This window comes from Herbidospora cretacea (assembly GCF_001570605.1).
In the GTDB taxonomy this organism is placed as follows: Bacteria; Actinomycetota; Actinomycetes; order Streptosporangiales; family Streptosporangiaceae; genus Herbidospora; species Herbidospora cretacea.
Genome location: NZ_BBXG01000006.1, coordinates 262,033 through 276,770, shown reverse-complemented (window position 1 = coordinate 276,770; position 14,738 = coordinate 262,033). Strand labels below are relative to the sequence as shown.

At 72.5% G+C, this 14,738-nt stretch carries 16 protein-coding genes; 2 read left to right on the top strand and 14 right to left on the bottom strand.

What is annotated here, in order from left to right:
- Position 1: 1 nt before the first annotated feature.
- The 3 genes from AW270_RS14045 to AW270_RS14035 all read right to left on the bottom strand — a co-directional run bounded on the left by AW270_RS14045 (position 2) and on the right by AW270_RS14035 (position 4,064).
- Positions 2-2,512 carry a penicillin acylase family protein gene (locus AW270_RS14045; protein ID WP_174549868.1) on the bottom strand — a complete coding sequence of 837 codons (2,511 nt, stop codon included), beginning with the start codon at positions 2,510-2,512 and terminating at the stop codon, positions 2-4.
- Between the two features lie 80 nt (positions 2,513-2,592).
- A complete protein-coding gene (locus AW270_RS14040) occupies positions 2,593-3,126 on the bottom strand; it encodes a DUF1349 domain-containing protein (RefSeq protein WP_061294708.1) in 534 nt (177 codons plus the stop codon).
- A 5-nt stretch (positions 3,127-3,131) separates the two neighbouring features.
- Entirely contained in the window at positions 3,132-4,064 is a 933-nt protein-coding gene (locus AW270_RS14035; RefSeq protein WP_061294706.1) for an acyl-ACP desaturase, read from the bottom strand.
- Between the two features lie 132 nt (positions 4,065-4,196).
- Between AW270_RS14035 and AW270_RS14030 the strand changes: the two genes are divergently transcribed.
- Complete coding sequence (locus AW270_RS14030) at positions 4,197-4,781, top strand: SHOCT domain-containing protein (protein ID WP_061294704.1); 585 nt, start codon at positions 4,197-4,199, stop codon at positions 4,779-4,781.
- Here AW270_RS14030 and AW270_RS14025 read toward each other — a convergent pair.
- The 10 genes from AW270_RS14025 to kdd form a co-directional block, all read right to left on the bottom strand.
- Positions 4,765-5,673: a hypothetical protein gene (locus AW270_RS14025; protein WP_061294702.1), complete on the bottom strand. Its 909-nt coding sequence runs from the start codon at positions 5,671-5,673 to the stop codon at positions 4,765-4,767. The genes AW270_RS14030 and AW270_RS14025 overlap by 17 nt on opposite strands.
- On the bottom strand, positions 5,670-6,125 hold the full coding sequence (locus AW270_RS14020; RefSeq protein WP_061294700.1) for a hypothetical protein: 456 nt from the start codon (positions 6,123-6,125) through the stop codon (positions 5,670-5,672). The genes AW270_RS14025 and AW270_RS14020 overlap by 4 nt, the downstream gene beginning before the upstream one ends.
- Before the next feature lie 3 nt (positions 6,126-6,128).
- Positions 6,129-7,346 (bottom strand): macrolide family glycosyltransferase, encoded by a 1,218-nt coding sequence (locus tag AW270_RS14015; protein WP_061294698.1) that lies wholly within the window; start codon positions 7,344-7,346, stop codon positions 6,129-6,131.
- A complete protein-coding gene (locus AW270_RS14010) occupies positions 7,343-8,242 on the bottom strand; it encodes a patatin-like phospholipase family protein (protein ID WP_061294696.1) in 900 nt (299 codons plus the stop codon). The genes AW270_RS14015 and AW270_RS14010 overlap by 4 nt, the downstream gene beginning before the upstream one ends.
- A gap of 39 nt (positions 8,243-8,281) precedes the next feature.
- A complete protein-coding gene (locus AW270_RS14005; RefSeq protein WP_061294841.1) occupies positions 8,282-8,971 on the bottom strand; it encodes a nitroreductase in 690 nt (229 codons plus the stop codon).
- Positions 8,972-9,035: 64 nt separating this feature from the next.
- Complete coding sequence (locus tag AW270_RS14000; protein WP_061294694.1) at positions 9,036-9,500, bottom strand: MarR family winged helix-turn-helix transcriptional regulator; 465 nt, start codon at positions 9,498-9,500, stop codon at positions 9,036-9,038.
- Between the two features lie 34 nt (positions 9,501-9,534).
- A complete protein-coding gene (kal, locus tag AW270_RS13995) occupies positions 9,535-9,903 on the bottom strand; it encodes a 3-aminobutyryl-CoA ammonia lyase (protein WP_061294690.1) in 369 nt (122 codons plus the stop codon).
- Complete coding sequence (gene kamE / locus AW270_RS13990) at positions 9,900-10,664, bottom strand: lysine 5,6-aminomutase subunit beta (protein ID WP_061294688.1); 765 nt, start codon at positions 10,662-10,664, stop codon at positions 9,900-9,902. The genes kal and kamE overlap by 4 nt, the downstream gene beginning before the upstream one ends.
- Positions 10,661-12,160 (bottom strand): lysine 5,6-aminomutase subunit alpha, encoded by a 1,500-nt coding sequence (kamD, locus tag AW270_RS13985; protein WP_061294686.1) that lies wholly within the window; start codon positions 12,158-12,160, stop codon positions 10,661-10,663. Before kamD ends, kamE begins: the two co-directional genes overlap by 4 nt.
- Positions 12,157-13,245 carry an L-erythro-3,5-diaminohexanoate dehydrogenase gene (kdd, locus tag AW270_RS13980; RefSeq protein WP_245674704.1) on the bottom strand — a complete coding sequence of 363 codons (1,089 nt, stop codon included), beginning with the start codon at positions 13,243-13,245 and terminating at the stop codon, positions 12,157-12,159. The genes kamD and kdd overlap by 4 nt, the downstream gene beginning before the upstream one ends.
- 79 nt (positions 13,246-13,324) lie before the next feature.
- Between kdd and AW270_RS13975 the strand changes: the two genes are divergently transcribed.
- Positions 13,325-14,179 (top strand): beta-keto acid cleavage family enzyme, encoded by an 855-nt coding sequence (locus tag AW270_RS13975; RefSeq protein ID WP_061294684.1) that lies wholly within the window; start codon positions 13,325-13,327, stop codon positions 14,177-14,179.
- Here AW270_RS13975 and AW270_RS13970 read toward each other — a convergent pair.
- A complete protein-coding gene (locus tag AW270_RS13970; protein ID WP_061294682.1) occupies positions 14,133-14,651 on the bottom strand; it encodes a hypothetical protein in 519 nt (172 codons plus the stop codon). The genes AW270_RS13975 and AW270_RS13970 overlap by 47 nt on opposite strands.
- Positions 14,652-14,738 lie beyond the last annotated feature (87 nt).

Below are 14,738 nucleotides of genomic sequence, written 5' to 3'. Positions count from 1 at the left end.
TCTACGGGGTGAGCGTCAGTTCGTCGGTCGCCGCCTTACGGACCGCCGCCTCGGTGAACGGCCACGGGGTCGTCTCGCCGTCGGCCCACAGGTCGGCCTGGTCGGCGTAGTTGCCGTGGAAGGCGTGGCCGGAGGCGCCGGTCAGGTTGACCCACGTCGAGGCGTCGAGGTCGGCCAGGTCGGCGACCATCCGCATCGACGGGACCCAGTCGACCTCGTAGCTGCCCGACGCGGCGTCCCAGCCGGTCGCGTTCACCGCGTCCTTGCCACCCGCGAGGGGGTAGGGGCCGCGGTTGAACAGCCACTCGACGGGCGCGATGCCGCTGGTGCCGAAGGTCTCGTTGGTCAGTTCGAGGGTGTGCAGGTCGCCCCAGGTCCAGCTCCCCGGGTCGTCGCCGAGCTTCTCGCGCAGTTCCTTGGACGCCGCCACCAGGGCCGCGCGGAGGATGTCGTCGCGCTGTTCGTCCCTGGGCGTGCGCACGTCGTCCCACCAGGTGTCCCTGGGGTCGTCGAGCAGCCGCCGGACCACCTCCCACCAGCGGTCGTTGCCGCCGGGGCGCTGCTTGTCGCCCAGTTCGTCGTGGAAGGTCAGCGCCAGCAGGTTGCGCCAGACGGCGTTGTAGTAGGCGGCCGGGGCGCTGTCGCGGCCCTGGGTGAAGTCCCAGCCGGTGAGGAGCGCGCTGTCGGCGCCGCCGACCCGGGTCAGGTGGGGGACCAGGATGGGGGCCAGTCCGTTGTAGGAGTCCATGTGGATCTCCGACATGACGTCCTTGGTGACCTTCCCGGCCTCGATCGCCCGGGTGAGGCGGTCGGCGATGCGCTGGGAGCGGTAGCCGTAGGCCCAGTCGTCGGTGAGGAAGTGGTGGTAGCCGGGGCCGACGGCCGCGTTGTTGGCGGTCGCGATGAAGCCCTCTTCGGGGTTGAACGCCATCGGCAGCTCGTCGAACGGGATGAAGCCGGTCCACTCCTGCGTGCCGCTCCAGCCCTCGGCGGGCCACTTCCCGTCGCCGCCCGATCTGACCGGGATCTTCCCCGGGGCCTGGTAGCCGATGTTGCCGGAGGTGTCGGCGTACACGAGATTCTGGGAGGGGACCTCGAACTGGGCCGCGGCCTTCCTGAACTCGTCCCAGCCGGTGGCTCTGCCGAGCATGAAGATGGCGTTGCCGGTCATGCCGGGGTCGAGGGCGGTCCAGCGGAGCGCGACCTCGACGCCCTCCTTCCTCAGCGGGCCGACCGGCGCGAAGACGTCGGAGACGATCGGGCCGTGCCGGGTGGTCCGCACGGCCAGCTCCACCGGCTGCCCGCCCGCCACCTCGATGCGCTCGGCGCGGGTCTCCAGCGGGGCCCAGGTGCCGGAGATCTCGTACGTGTTCTCGCGCACCCGCTCCAGATAGAGGTCGGCCACGTCGGGGGCGAGGTTGGTGAAGCCCCACGCGATCGTCCGGTTGTGGCCGATGACGACGCCCGGCAGGCCGGAGAAGGTGAAGCCCGAGACGTCGTAGGGGCAGGCGGCCGAGACGGTCCGGCAGTGCAGGCCGGCCTGATACCAGATCGACGGCATCTTCGGCCCGAGGTGCGGGTCGTTGGCCAGCAGCGGCTTGCCGGTGTCGGTGAACTTCCCCGACACCACCCACGAGTTGGAGCCGATGCCCTTCGGGTCGCCCTCGCTGCCCAGCAGGGAGGGCACCGCGTCGAGCGCAGCCGACACCCTCCGCAGCGCGGAGGCCGCGGCGACGGCCTGATCTCCCCCCTCCCGCCCGCCGGAGGTGAACGCGCCGTCGCGGACGCCGCCCGTGGTGACGATCGGCCGGTGCAGGTCGTAGGGGTAGGGCGGGAACAGCTCCTCGACCCGCTCGCGCGGGACGGTCGCGGCGTCGACGGAGCGCTCGATCTCGTCGTCGAGGTTGGACCGCAGGTCCCAGGCCATCGCCTTCAGCCAGGACAGCGAGTCGACCGGCGTCCACGGCTCGGGCTCGTAGTCGCCGTTGGTGAGCTTCAGGACGGCGTACTCCAGGCTCCTGGCGGCGAAGCCCTCGTTGGCCTTCATCCAGGCGTTCACCCCGGCGGCGTAGGCGTCGAGACCCGCCTTCGCCTCCGGGGTGAGGAGGTTCATCTCCTGCTCGGCCACGCGGCGCCAGCCGAGCGTGCGGACCACCTTGTCGATCTCCAGGGTGGAGCCGCCGAACAGCTCCGACAGCCGCCCGGCCGTGGTCTTGCGGCGGAAGTCCATCTCCCAGAAGCGGTCCTGGGCGTGGACGTAGCCCTGCGCCATGAACAGGTCGGCGGCGGTGTCGGCGTAGATCTGCGGCACGCCGTGCCCGTCGCGGAGCACGGTGACCGGCTTGGCGAGACCCGCCAGCCGCAGCTCGCCGTCGAGCTCGGGGAACGACGCCCGTACGGTCCAGACGACCGCCCCCGCCGCGACCAGCACGAGCACCAGCAGCGCCGTCAGGGTCCGGAACAGCCACCGGAGCGGCCACGAGAACCTTTTATAAGGAGCGAATCTCACCATTCCCGGACCTTCCCGCTCATGTGCGATCACAGTATGCGGGCTGGACCGGGGTGACCGACACCCGGAAGATCAACAGGAGATCAACCGGTGATGAGGACCTCCGAGAACCGCACCTCGAAGCCCTTGCCGACCGGGGCCGCCGCCATCGCGCCGGCCAGTGCGGGCACGCCCGGCGGGAAGTAGGCGAGCCGGAGGAGGGTGTCCGGCTCGCCGCCGTCGACGCCCCAGTTGATGTGCACGGAGTCGCCCTCGCGGACGAGCTCGAAGGTGACCGAGGTGGTGCCCGCGGGGGCGCGCATGACCGACCAGTCGGAGAAGTCGCGGGTCACGACGGCGCTGATCTGCAGCTCGCCGTCGACGAACTCGACGCCGGCCTTGATCCAGTTGCTCTCGTCGGCGCGGAGGATGGCGCCGGCCTGGTCGTACTGCTCGGCGTAGTCGGCCGTGAAGGTGACCCGCACCTTGGCGTCGCCCTCGACGGTGCGGCCGTACATCGGCGCGGTGTCGTAGGTGTAGCCGTAGTGTGTCTGCCGCCACAGATCGGTCTCGCCGGTGACGGAGAAGGTCAGGGCGTCTCCGTCGGCGGTCCAGCCCGAAGGCTCATTGATCCACATAAAGCCTATTTTGCCGCTTCGCGGGCTCGCCGGGCCTCCCTGCGCTCCTCGAATCGCTTGGCGGTCACTTCGAGGTTGTCGAGGAACTCGGCGAGCTCCTGGCGGGCCTTCTCGCCCTCGGGGTCGAGGCCCTCCCGCTCGAAGACCTTCCACTGCCGCAGCACCGGCATCAGGACCTCGTCCTTGTGGGAGCGCAGGTCGTAGATGCCCGCGTGGGCGATCTGCATCGACATGCGGGCGAACCCGGCCATGCCCGCGCCCGGCATCTGGAACGAGGTCACGACGTCGGTGATGGCGCGCATGGTCTGGTTGGGGTCGAGCTCCAGGGCCGCGCCGAGCAGGTTGCGGTAGAAGAGCATGTGCAGGTTCTCGTCGGCGGCGACGCGGGCCAGGATGCGCTCACACGTCTCGTCCTGCGAGGCCTTGCCGGTGTTGCGGTGGGCGATGCGGGTCGCCAGCTCCTGGAAGGAGACGTAGGCGAGCTGCCCGAGCATGGTGCCGTACTCGGTCTGGAAGCCGGCCTCCATGTGCTTCATGCGGGCCCGCTCCAGCTCGGTGGGGTCGAGCGCGCGCGAGGCGATCAGGTAGTCGCGGATCACGATCGCGTGGCGGCCCTCCTCGGCGGTCCAGCGGCCCACCCAGGTGCCCCACGCGCCGTCGCGGCCGAAGGTCGTCGCGATCTCGTGGTGGTAGCTCGGCAGGTTGTCCTCGGTCAGCAGGTTGACCAGGAGCGAGGTGCGGGCGACGTCGGGAATCGTGGAGTCCTCCGGCCGCCAGGCCGTGCCGCCGAGGATGCCGTCGAAGGTGCGGGCGTCGTCCCACGGGATGTACTCGTGCGGGAACCATTCCTTGGCGACACCCATGTGCCGGTTCAGGTTCTCCTCGACGACGGGTTCCAGCTCGATGAGGAATTCCGTCTGCGTCAGTGCGCGCGCCATGTCAGCTCCCCACATACTTACGTTTTCGTAACCTACGCTACCGTAGCTTTCTGGAGATCGGTGCGAGCGCCCGCACAAGCCGACGCCCCAGATCTTGTAGATACCGATGCTTGCCGAGGTAATGTGCCGCCCATGCCCAAAGGTGCGCGTGTCTGGATCGGCCTGTCGGTCGGCCTGCAACTGATCTGGAGCCTGCCGCTGGCGGTCTCCATGTACGTCCTCGGCAACCTGGTCCTGGCCCTCGTCTTCGGCGCGCTCTCCCTGCTCGTCGTCGTGGCCGTGGTCCTGATGATCCTCGGCTGGCGGCGCGCCGACGCGCGGGAACGGTCCCTGCGCGAGAGCGGCCTGCGCGCCGAGGCCGTGGTGACCGACGTCGTGCCGACCGGCGTGCGGGTCAACAACCAGCTCATGTACCGGCTGATCGGCCACGTGCCCGACGTGCCCGGCATGGAGATCAGGCAGTCGACCATCTTCCCGGTGCCGCCGGGGACCCGGCTGACCGTCGCCTACGACGCCGCGCGCCCGGGGAAGCCGCTGATCCTCGACGACCTGAAGGCGCTGGCCCACCGGATGCGCGTGGGCCCGGTGCCGCCGCTGGCGACCGGGGCCGACGCGGTCATCCAGCGGCTCACCCAGCTCGACCAGCTGCGGAAGTCGGGCGCCATCTCCGACGAGGAGTTCGAGCGCCTGAAGTCCGACGTCATGGACGACCGGTGAACTCGCGGATCGCGGCGATCACGGTCCCGGTGGTGCGCTCCAGGTAAGTGCGGCCGTCGGGCAGCCGCTCCGCCGGGCTGATGTAGCCGCGCCGCCCCATGTGGGTGGCCGGGTCGAGCCGGTGCACGGTGACCTTCCCCGCGCGGACGGCCCGGTTCCAGCCGCTGCGGCGCAGCAGCGGCCAGCGCCGGGGGAAGATCCAGGTGGAGACCCGCTCGATGAAGTCCGCGGCGCTGGTGATCCGGTGCAGCCGATGGGCGTGGGTCAGGTCGTTGGCGCCGTTGTGGAACCCGCCGATGGTGATCAGCAGGATCGGGACGCCGAGCCGCCCGTGGAGCTCGCCGACCACGCCGGTCGCCACCTGCGCCCCACCGCTGTAGCCGAGCAGCACCACGGGTGTGCCGGGCCGGTGACCGGCCAGGCGCAGCTGGTCGGCGATCTGCCCGCCCACCGCGCCGTTGTACGGCAGCCGGTACCGGCTGTCGGCGGCGACGAAGATCTGCATCACGTTGTGCAGGAACAGCAGGAGCCCGGCACGGCGCCGGATCCACTCCCACACGGGCCGGTCCGCGAGCGGGTCGGCCAGCGGCGAGTAGGGCTGCACCTGACCCAGCACCCGCAGCTCCGGCGCGCCGTCGATCAGGGCTTCGACCAGCTGGCCCCCGTCCCGGGTGTCCCGGAAGCGGCGCTTGCCGATGCCATCGAGATAGACCAGGTAGGCGGCCGGTGGACGGGCGGGGTCCGCGCCCCGCGCGTGGGGCATGCCGTCGGTGAGCCCGGTGGCGGGGGTCCGCCAGCCCGCGGTGTAGGCCAGCACCTCGTAGCGGGCGAGCAGGGCCTCCGCGAGCAGGACCGGGCCGAGCACCAGGACGACCAGCGGGAAGTCGATCATGCGACCAGCCGCCGGACGGCCTCGATGGCCACGCCCAGCCCGGCCCCCGCGACGGCCACGCAGCCCGCGGCGGCCCACCAGCCCGACCCCGTCGCCGCGGCGAGCGGCCCGGCGAGGCCCGCCCCGACCGCCGCGAAGAGCAGCAGGTGCAGCAGGGGACCGAGCAGCGGGAAGGCCAAAACGGCGGCCAGCGTCAGGGGGGCCACCAGGCCGGGCGTCCAGGCGGGCGCGGCGACGTCCGGCAGCGGACCCGGCAGCGCCGGCCCGGCCAGGGTCCACGCGGTCAGCGGCCACAGCGCGAAGGCGGCGCCCTCGACCACGGCCCCGGACAGCAGGAGCACGATCGCGTGGGACCGCGAGCCGCCGGGACGCCGGGCGACCACGGGCAGGATCCGCCCGGCCGACTCCGACAGCCCGGCGAGCAGCAGCAGGACCAGGACGACGGGCGACACGGGTCAGCGCTCCCCTGGCGCGTCCGCCGCGGCCCGCCGCCCGAGGCGGCCGAGGCGGCGCAGATGGTGTTCGAGCTCGTCGGCGGCGCGCAGGTGGCCGCCGGCCTCGCGCTGGGCGAGGCGCAGGGTGGCCGCCGCGGCCCGGAAGCGCGGCTCGCCGAGCAGCCGCCGGGCGAGGTCGCGCACGGCTTCCACGGTGGCGTCCCCGGTCCGGATCGACAGGCCGGCGCCGAGCTCGACGACCCGGCGGGCCACCGTCGGCTGATCGGCGCCCTGCGGGACCACCAGCATCGGGACCCCGGCGTACAGGGCCTCGTTGACACTGTTCATCCCGCCGTGGGTGACGAACAGCGCGGCGTCGGCCAGCACCTCCAGCTGCGGCACCGAGCGGCGGGCCAGCACGTTGTCCGGCAGCCCGCCCAGGGCGGCCGGGTCGGTGGCCCCGGTGGAGACGACCACGGCGCCGCCCAGCGGGGCCAGCGCGGCGGCGAAGGTGCGCAGCAGCCGGGCGCCGCCGTCGAACACGGTGCCCAGGGAGGCGTACAGCACCGGGGCCCGCAGCCGGTCGAACGACGGCTCGGCGGGACGGGCGCCCAGGCTGGGTCCGACGAACCGGTAGGACCCGTCGAAGGAGGCCGCGCCGGGCTGGAAGGCACGCGAGGTGAAGACGAGGTTGAGCGGCTCGCCCACGTTGGCGAGGTCGAGCAGGGGCAGGCCGCGCGTGTCGTAGCGGTGGCGCAGCCCCCACCGCGAGCGCAGGTAGCTCCGGGCGGCGCGGCTCCGGGCCGCGGCCGAGGCCAGCAGCGCCCACGAGGCGTGGGTGGGGCTGGGCACCCGCCGGTTGAAGGCGAACGTGGTGAACAGGGCCGCCGCCGGCACCCCGAGTTCGCGGGCGGCGACCGCGCCCCACGGGCAGGCCGCGCCGTGGACGATCAGGTCGGGCCCGATCTCCCGCAGGTCGGAGAGCACCGTGGGGAGCAGGTCGGCGGTCGTGCGGGCGAGCCCGTCGAGCATCGTGAGCGGGGTCGGCGGATCGGGAGGCGGCCGGTCGCCTCCGGCGTAGCGGAGCACCCTCGCGCCGGTGGCCTCGACGGCCGGCGCGAACGCGGGTGAGGTGTGACAGGTGACGGTGTGGCCGCGCCGGACGAGCTCGGCCACGACCGGCAGCGCCGGGTTGACGTGGCCGTGCATGGGGATGGTGACGAACGCGATGGTGCTCATCGGCCGACCTCCGAGAGGGCTGATGTCGTGAGGGGGCCGCCGGTCCCGTAGAGGCCGGGCCCGCTGACGCGGAGCCCGTCGAGGAAGCGGCCGGCGGCGAGGCGGGCGGTGTCGATGAGCCGCTGGGCGTGCCGGAAGTCCCAGGGCGCGGGCCAGGTGTCGACGCCGGTCGGGAGCACGACCGTCGGGATCCGGCGGGACACCTCGTGGAGGTCGCGCTCGATCTGGTGCCGCCACAGCAGCAGCCCCGCCCTGGCGGCGACCGCGCCCGCCCGGCGCGGCAGGCGGGCCGGGCTCTGCGGACCCACCGGCCCGGCGGTGAGCACCACGACGCTGGCGGCCCCGGCCCGCAGGGCGGCCAGCACCGGGATGTAGGCGATCATCCCGCCGTCGACGAGCGTCCGGCCCTCCCGCACCACCGGGGGCAGCACCCCCGGGATCGCCGCGCTGGCCAGCAGCGCGGACTCCAGGTCGCCGTGGTCGAGCAGGGCCGGGAGGCCGGTGGCCAGGTCCATGGCGACCGCGGTGAAGGGGGCCGCCAGGTCCTCGATCCGGGCGGGCAGCCCGGCCGAGGCGATCAGGTGGCGCAGCCCGCGGTCGGCGAAGACCCCGGCCCGCGAGGGCAGGTAGCCGAACGGGAACACCTCGCGCCGCCGCGCCCGGGTCCACACGCGATCCAGCCAGGGCGCGGCCCGGCCGGGATGGGCGGCCGCGATGGCTCCGTTGAGCGCGCCCACCGAGGTTCCGACGATCAGGTCGGGCACGAATCCGCGCTGCTCCAGCGCGTATCCGATGCCGACCTGCGCGGCTCCGAGCACTCCCCCGCCGCCGACCGCCACCGCGACGGGGCGGGGAAGATCGCGCAGGCCCGCCGGTTCCGGGCTCGTGACACTCATGGTCCGTCCTCTCTCGCGGCGGGGCGGGATCGCGTCCCGTCAGGCCGCCTGGAGCCGCCGCCCGGCGCGGCCGACGAAGGTGACCGTCTCGTCGAGCGGCGCGCGGCCGGTCCGGGGGTGCCGCACCGTGACGTCCTCGTAGCCGATCGACAGACCGCAGAAGAGGACGAGCCCCTCGGGGGGCGACAGGACCTCAGCGACGGTCGAGCGGTAGACCGACCAGGCCATCTGCGGGCAGCTGTGCAGACCTTCGGCGCGCAGCAGCAGCATGACGGTCTGCAGGTACATGCCGACGTCGGCCCATTGGGGCGGGCCCATGCCGGCGTCGATGTAGCAGAACAGGGCGGCGGGGGCGCCGAAGCACTCCCAGTTCGCGGACGCCGCCCGCTGCCGCGCCTCCCAGTCGTCGCGCGGCACGCCGAGCGCGCCGTAGCGCTCCCGGCCGAAGGCGGACCGGCGTTCGCGGTAGGGCGACTTCAGCGCGGGCGGATACATCTCGTATTCGCGTTCGTCCCACGGGTCGCCCGTGGCCACGCGTTCCATCGCGCGCTTCTTGAGCTCGGCCAGGGGTTCGCCGGTCAGCACGTAGACGTGCCACGGCTGGAGGTTCGAGCCGGAGGGTGACCACCGCGCGGCGGTCAGCACCCGTTCCAGCACTGCTTCCGGGACTTCCCGGCCGATGAATCCGCGCACCGCCCGCCGGCTGGTGACTGCCTCGTAGACGTTCACGCTCACACCCCCCGCGTCGCAGCTCCATTTCGTTACATATACGACGGTATCACTTGTGATGGTATCAATCGATACTATGTGACGAAGGCGACTCTCCCGGATAGGCGAACCGGGTCAGCAGATCCTTCAGCAGCTCGGCCTCGCCGGGCTCGAAGTGGGCGACCAGCCGCTCGGCGAACGGCTCCGCCGCCACCTGGGCCGCGTCGAAGAGCTCACGCCCCTGGGCGGTGAGCTCCACCGCCCGCACCCGCCGGTCTCCCGGAACGGCCCGGCGCACGGCCAGCCCCATCCGCTCCAGGTCGTCGACGACCCGCATGATCCCGGCCTTGTCCGACCCCGTCGCCGCCGCCAGGTCCCGCTGCACCGTGGCCCCGCGGTCGACCAGGACGACCAGCACGGCGAAGTGCCGCAGCTCGATCCCGAGGGGGCGGACCGCCTCGGTCATCACCGCCGCCGCACGCCAGTGCGCCTGGCGCAGCAGCAGCCCGAGGGCGAACGGGCCCGTCTCATGAGGAATGTCAGCGCTCATGAGACGATATTAGTTGCTACATTCTCATTCGATACTATTTCGCCGGGACCACGACCGTGCCGGTCGCCGTGGTCACCACCAGGGGCGGGTCGAGCACCTCGCTCGCCGAGGGCGACAGGCCGGGCCGGGCCCGGCAGACCACCCGGGCCTCGAAGGCCAGCGTCCGGCTGCGGTCGCCCACCCGGGTCACCTCGGCCGTCACCTCGATCACGTCGCCCGCGACCACCGGAGCCCTGAACTGCACGTCCTGGTAGGACGCGAACAGGCCCTCGTCGCCGTCCATCCGGATGCAGACCTCAGTGGCGACATCGCCGAACAGCCCCAGCACGTAGGCGCCGTCGACCAGTGAGCCGCCGTAGTGGGCGTGGGAGGCCGGCACATACCGCCGGTGGGTCACCTTCATTCGCGCACCAGCGCGTGCACGAGGTAGCTCGCCACCTCGCCCGGTGTCGTGCCCTTGCCGAAGATGCGGTCGACGCCCAGGTCCGACGGGGTCACCGTGTCGAAGCGGGGGCCGCCGACGATCAGCAGCGGGCGGCCGAGGCCGCCGGTCAGCGACGTCGGGTAGGCCTCGGTGAAGGCGGCGGCCATCTGCTTGGTGTTGTGGATGTGGGCGCTCTTCTGGGTCACCACCTGGGAGACCAGGACCGCGTCGGCGTCCACCGCCTTGGCGCGGTCGACGAGGGCGGCCACGGCCACCTGCGCGCCCATGTTGTGGACCTCGATCTCGCGGTAGTACTCCAGGCCCTTCTCGCCGGCGAAGCCCTTCACGTTGAGGATCGCGTCGATGCCGACCGTGTGGGCGTCGGTGCCGATGCAGGCCCCGACCACCACCAGTCGCCGGCCGAGGACGGCCTTGATCGCGCCGTTGACCTGGGCGGGCGTCAGGAGGTCGAACTCGCGCCCCTCGGGCACCTCGATGCCGGCGTAGTCGATGAGGTGGGTCGCCTTGCCGTACACGATGAAGAAGGTGAAGTCGGGGCCCATCGCCTTGGTGTGGACGACGCTCGCCGGGTCGAGGCCCATCTTCCCGGCCAGTTGCAGCGCGGCCAGCTCCGCCCGGGGGCCGTGCGGCACCGGCAGGGTGAAGCTGACCTGGATCATCGCGTCGCCGGTCGTGTCGCCGTACGGGCGGATGATCTGTTTCAACGTCTCGACCGTCACGGGGCCGCCTCCAGGATCTCGGTCGCGGGGTTCACGTAGTCGCCGGCCTTCTCGACGACGCCGTCGAGGCCTCTGCCCCGGTCGGGCGGCCGTCTCGTCACGCCGAACACTCCGTCGGCGATGGCGTCGAGCAGGCCGTCGTCGGCGACGCGGTGCAGCAGGTCGACGGTCTCCGACAGCACCCGCGCGGCGCGCTCGCGGATGAAGGGGCCGGGGGTGAAGTCCTCCGACAGGTCCCCGGCGGCCCGGCGGACGTAGCGGACGTTCTCCAGCGCCAGGTCGCGGTCGGACAGCCAGGGGGTGTGGATGCCCTCGGTCATCATGCCGACGAGGATGATCGACTGGCCGGTCGTCACCCCGGCCAGGTTGAAGAAGGCGTCCAGCAGGTAGCCCGCGAAGATGTTGCCGGTCATGTGCTTGGTCGGCGGCATGTACTTCAGCGGCGCGTCCGGGAACAGCTCTCTCACGAGCTGCGCGTGGGCCAGCTCCAGCCGGAACGAGCCGGGGATCTCCGGGTTGATCTCGAAGGCGTGGCCCAGGCCGAGCTGGGCGTCGGTGAGCCCGGCCTCGTGGCCGAAGCGCTCGTTCAGCAGTTGCGAGGCGACCACCGTGTGGGCGGCGTCGACCGCGTCGGCGGTGGTGAGGTAGTTGTCCTCGCCGGTGTTGATGACGATCCCGGCCCGCGCGTGGATCTGGCGGGAGAACCGCTGGTCGACGAAGGTCCTGCGGGGGTTGATGTCGCGGAAGATGATGCCGTACATGCAGTCGTTGAGCATCATGTCGAGGCGTTCCAGCCCGGCCAGCGCCGCGATCTCGGGCATGCACAGGCCGCTGGCGTAGTTGGTCAGCCGGACGTAGCGCCCCAGCTCGGCCGACACCTCGTCAAGGGCGGCCCGCATGAGGCGGAAGTTCTCCTGGGTCGCGTACGTCCCGGCGTACCCCTGGCGGGTGGCGCCCTCCGGCACATAGTCGAGCAGGGACTGTCCCGTCGAGCGGATCACCGCGATGACGTCGGCCCCCTCGCGGGCCGCCGCCTGGGCCTGCGGGATGTCCTCGTGGATGTCGCCGGTCGCGACGATCAGGTAGATCCAGGGCTTCTCCGGGTCGCCGTGCCTGGCCAGCAGGCGGTCGCGGTCGGCGCGGTTGCGGTCGATCCGGGCGACGCCCCGGCCGACCGCCTCGCGGGCCCTCGCCAGGGCCCGCTCGCGCCCGGTCCCCGCCGGCAGGTCGAACTTCAGGGAGCGCCAGTTCCCGGCCGCGAAGAACGGCAGCGCCACACCGTGCTCCAGACCGACCTGGTCCCGTACGGCGTCCACGATCCGGTTGACCCACGGGATCCCGTCGGCGTCGGCCCCGGTGACGCCGGCCAGCCGGAGCACGGCCCGTTCGACCGAGACCGTGGTGTGGGTGCGGGCCATCTCGATGACCGGTTCGGCGGCGCGGGCGGCCAGCTCACGGGCCTTGCGGACGACCGCCGGGTCGAGGCCGAGCTTCATCGCAGCCGCTCCTCGAACGCGGCCCGGACCCCGGGTTCGGCGCGCAGCAGGTCCAGCGCCAGCGCGGCGTGGCCGGGGGCGTAGCCGTTGCCGATGAGCATCGTGACGTCCGCGCCGAGGCCTTCCGCGCCCAGCGCGGCGGCGGGGAAGGAGGTCGCCATCGAGAAGAAGACGACGGTCCCGCCGTCGCGGGTGGCCAGGATCGCGGCGTGCTCACAGCCGGGCACGTCCACGCAGACGACCGTGACGTCGGCCCCCAGGTCCGCCAGCGCGACCGCATCCCTGGCGTCGGCGACCAGCACCCGGTCGGCCAGTCCTTCGACCGTGGTGGCCTCGCGTTCGGTCAGGACCACGCCGATCGTCCGTGCCCCGGCCCGGCGGGCGGCGGCCAGCGATAGTGACCCGCTCTTCCCTGCCGCCCCGAGCACCGCCACTACCGGATCACGATATTTCCTGACCATGCGCCCTGCTGACGAAGACTCGCCATCACGAAATTTCGCGACAACGCGGCCTGCCTGCCCCGAGGCCACACCGGCGACCATCTCCATGTCCCGATATTTCAGGACAACGCGCTGGGTCAGCGCGGGCGCGCCGCAGACGTCCATGACCGCCAGGGCGAGCGGGACCGGCAGGTCGGCGGGCAGTTCGGCCGCGACCGAGCGTTCGAAGAGGATCGCGTGGCCGTCGCACGGGACCTGCTCCGAGAGGCCGTCCCAGGTCGTCGAGGTGAGCACCAGCGGGGTCAGCGTCAGCGAGACCAGCGTCGCGACCCGGGTCCCGGCCGGGAACGCGGGGCCCTCCTCGACCACGCCGACCAGCATGCCGCCCGAGCCGGTGACCGGGTTGTGCATCTTCCCCCGGCTCCGGATGATCTCCAGCACCTCGCCGCGCACCGCCGCGCCGTCGCCGTGGTGCTTGTCAGACAGTTGGCGGTACGACGCCGCGTCCAGGTTCAGCCGTTCGACCCTGAGCCGGGTCTCCCCCGGCCACAGCCCCGGTGAGGCGTCGAGCCGGTGGGCCGCCTGAGGGAGCGCGCCCGGTGGCGACAGCACCCGGTGCAGCCCGATCGGAGAGGCCGTCCGCAATGGTCCCACCACCCTTCCCTGAGTCTCGACTCAGGAAAGCATCTTGTCCCGCCCGGGAACAAGGGGGCAATATCCCGATATGCCCAGCACGCTCATCACGGTCGCGCCGACCGGGGCCGAATCGGCCAAGGCCGACGTGCCCGCCCTCCCGGTGACCCTCGGCGAACTGGTCGCCACGGCCAGGGCGTGCGAGGCGGCGGGGGCGGCGGTGGTCCACGTCCACATCAGGGACTCCCGGGCGGAACCCACGCTGGACCTGGGACTGCTGACCGAGACGGTGGCCGCGCTGCGGGAGACCGACCTGGTCGTCCAGCTCTCCACGGGCGGGTCGGTGCACGATCCGTACCCGGATCGGCTGAAGGTGCTGGACGCCGGACCGGACGCCTGCTCCCTCACCTGCGGCACCGTGAACTTCGGCGACGACGTCTTCATGAACCCGTGGGGCTTCGTGGCCGAGCTCTACCAGGAGACCCAGGCCAGGGGGATCGTGCCCGAGTTCGAGCTGTTCGACCTCGGCCACGTCGCCACCATGAACCGCCTGCTCGACCGCTTCGGCCCGCCGTCCGGCGGCCGGGTCCACTGTGACCTGGTCATGGGCGTGCCGGGCGGCTTCACCGGCGACCTCCGCACGGTCGCCGCCGCGGTGAGCCTGCTCCCGCCCGAGGCCACCTGGTCGGCGACCGGGATCGGCCGCGAGTCGCTCCGCGTCATGTTCGCCGCCCTGGCCGGCGGCGGCCACCTGCGGGTCGGCATGGAGGACACCCTGACCTACGCCAAGGGCCGCCCGGTGCGCGGCAACGAGGAGCTCGTCGCCCGCGCGGCCGAGGCGGCCCGCCTGGCCCAGCGCCCGCCCATGTCCACCGCGGAGGCGCGCGCGTTCCTGGGGATCAGACGCGCTCCGGCTCCCGGTCCGACGGCGCGGAAAGGTCCGTGACGGCACGCCGCGTCCGCAGCAGCAGCCAGGCCGCGCCCCCGGCCCCGATCAGCGCCAGCAGCAGCGCCACCACCCCGAGCACGCTCCAGTCGCCCTTGGGCCCCATCGTGTCGATGTCGCTGGCGCAGACCTCGGGCCGGGTCGGGTTCTCCAGGTAGACGCAGGCCGTGGCGGCCACCGCGTCGGAGGGAGCGCCGGTCCCGGCCCGGCCGCTCAGCCGGAACGTGCTGGTGCCGGTCGGCAGCAGCGCCTCCCAGCCCGCGTAGTCGGTCGCCAGGGTCGCGCCCTCGGCGCGCAGCCCGGTGAGCCCGGCGGGGAACGCGATCCGCACGTCGGCCCTGACCGGCCGGGGCTCCCGGTTGACCACCTCGACCGTGTACTCCACCCGGCCGGACAGCTCGGTCACGCCGTTGTCGATGGTGACGGAGACACCGCCGGAGAGCAGCGCCGCGAGGGCAAGCGAGACAATCATGATTCCCCTCCCATGATGGTGACAGTGCGTCACCAAGAATCACAGCCTGTCACGGGTGGCGGACGGCAGGCGCGCCGGTTTGGAGAC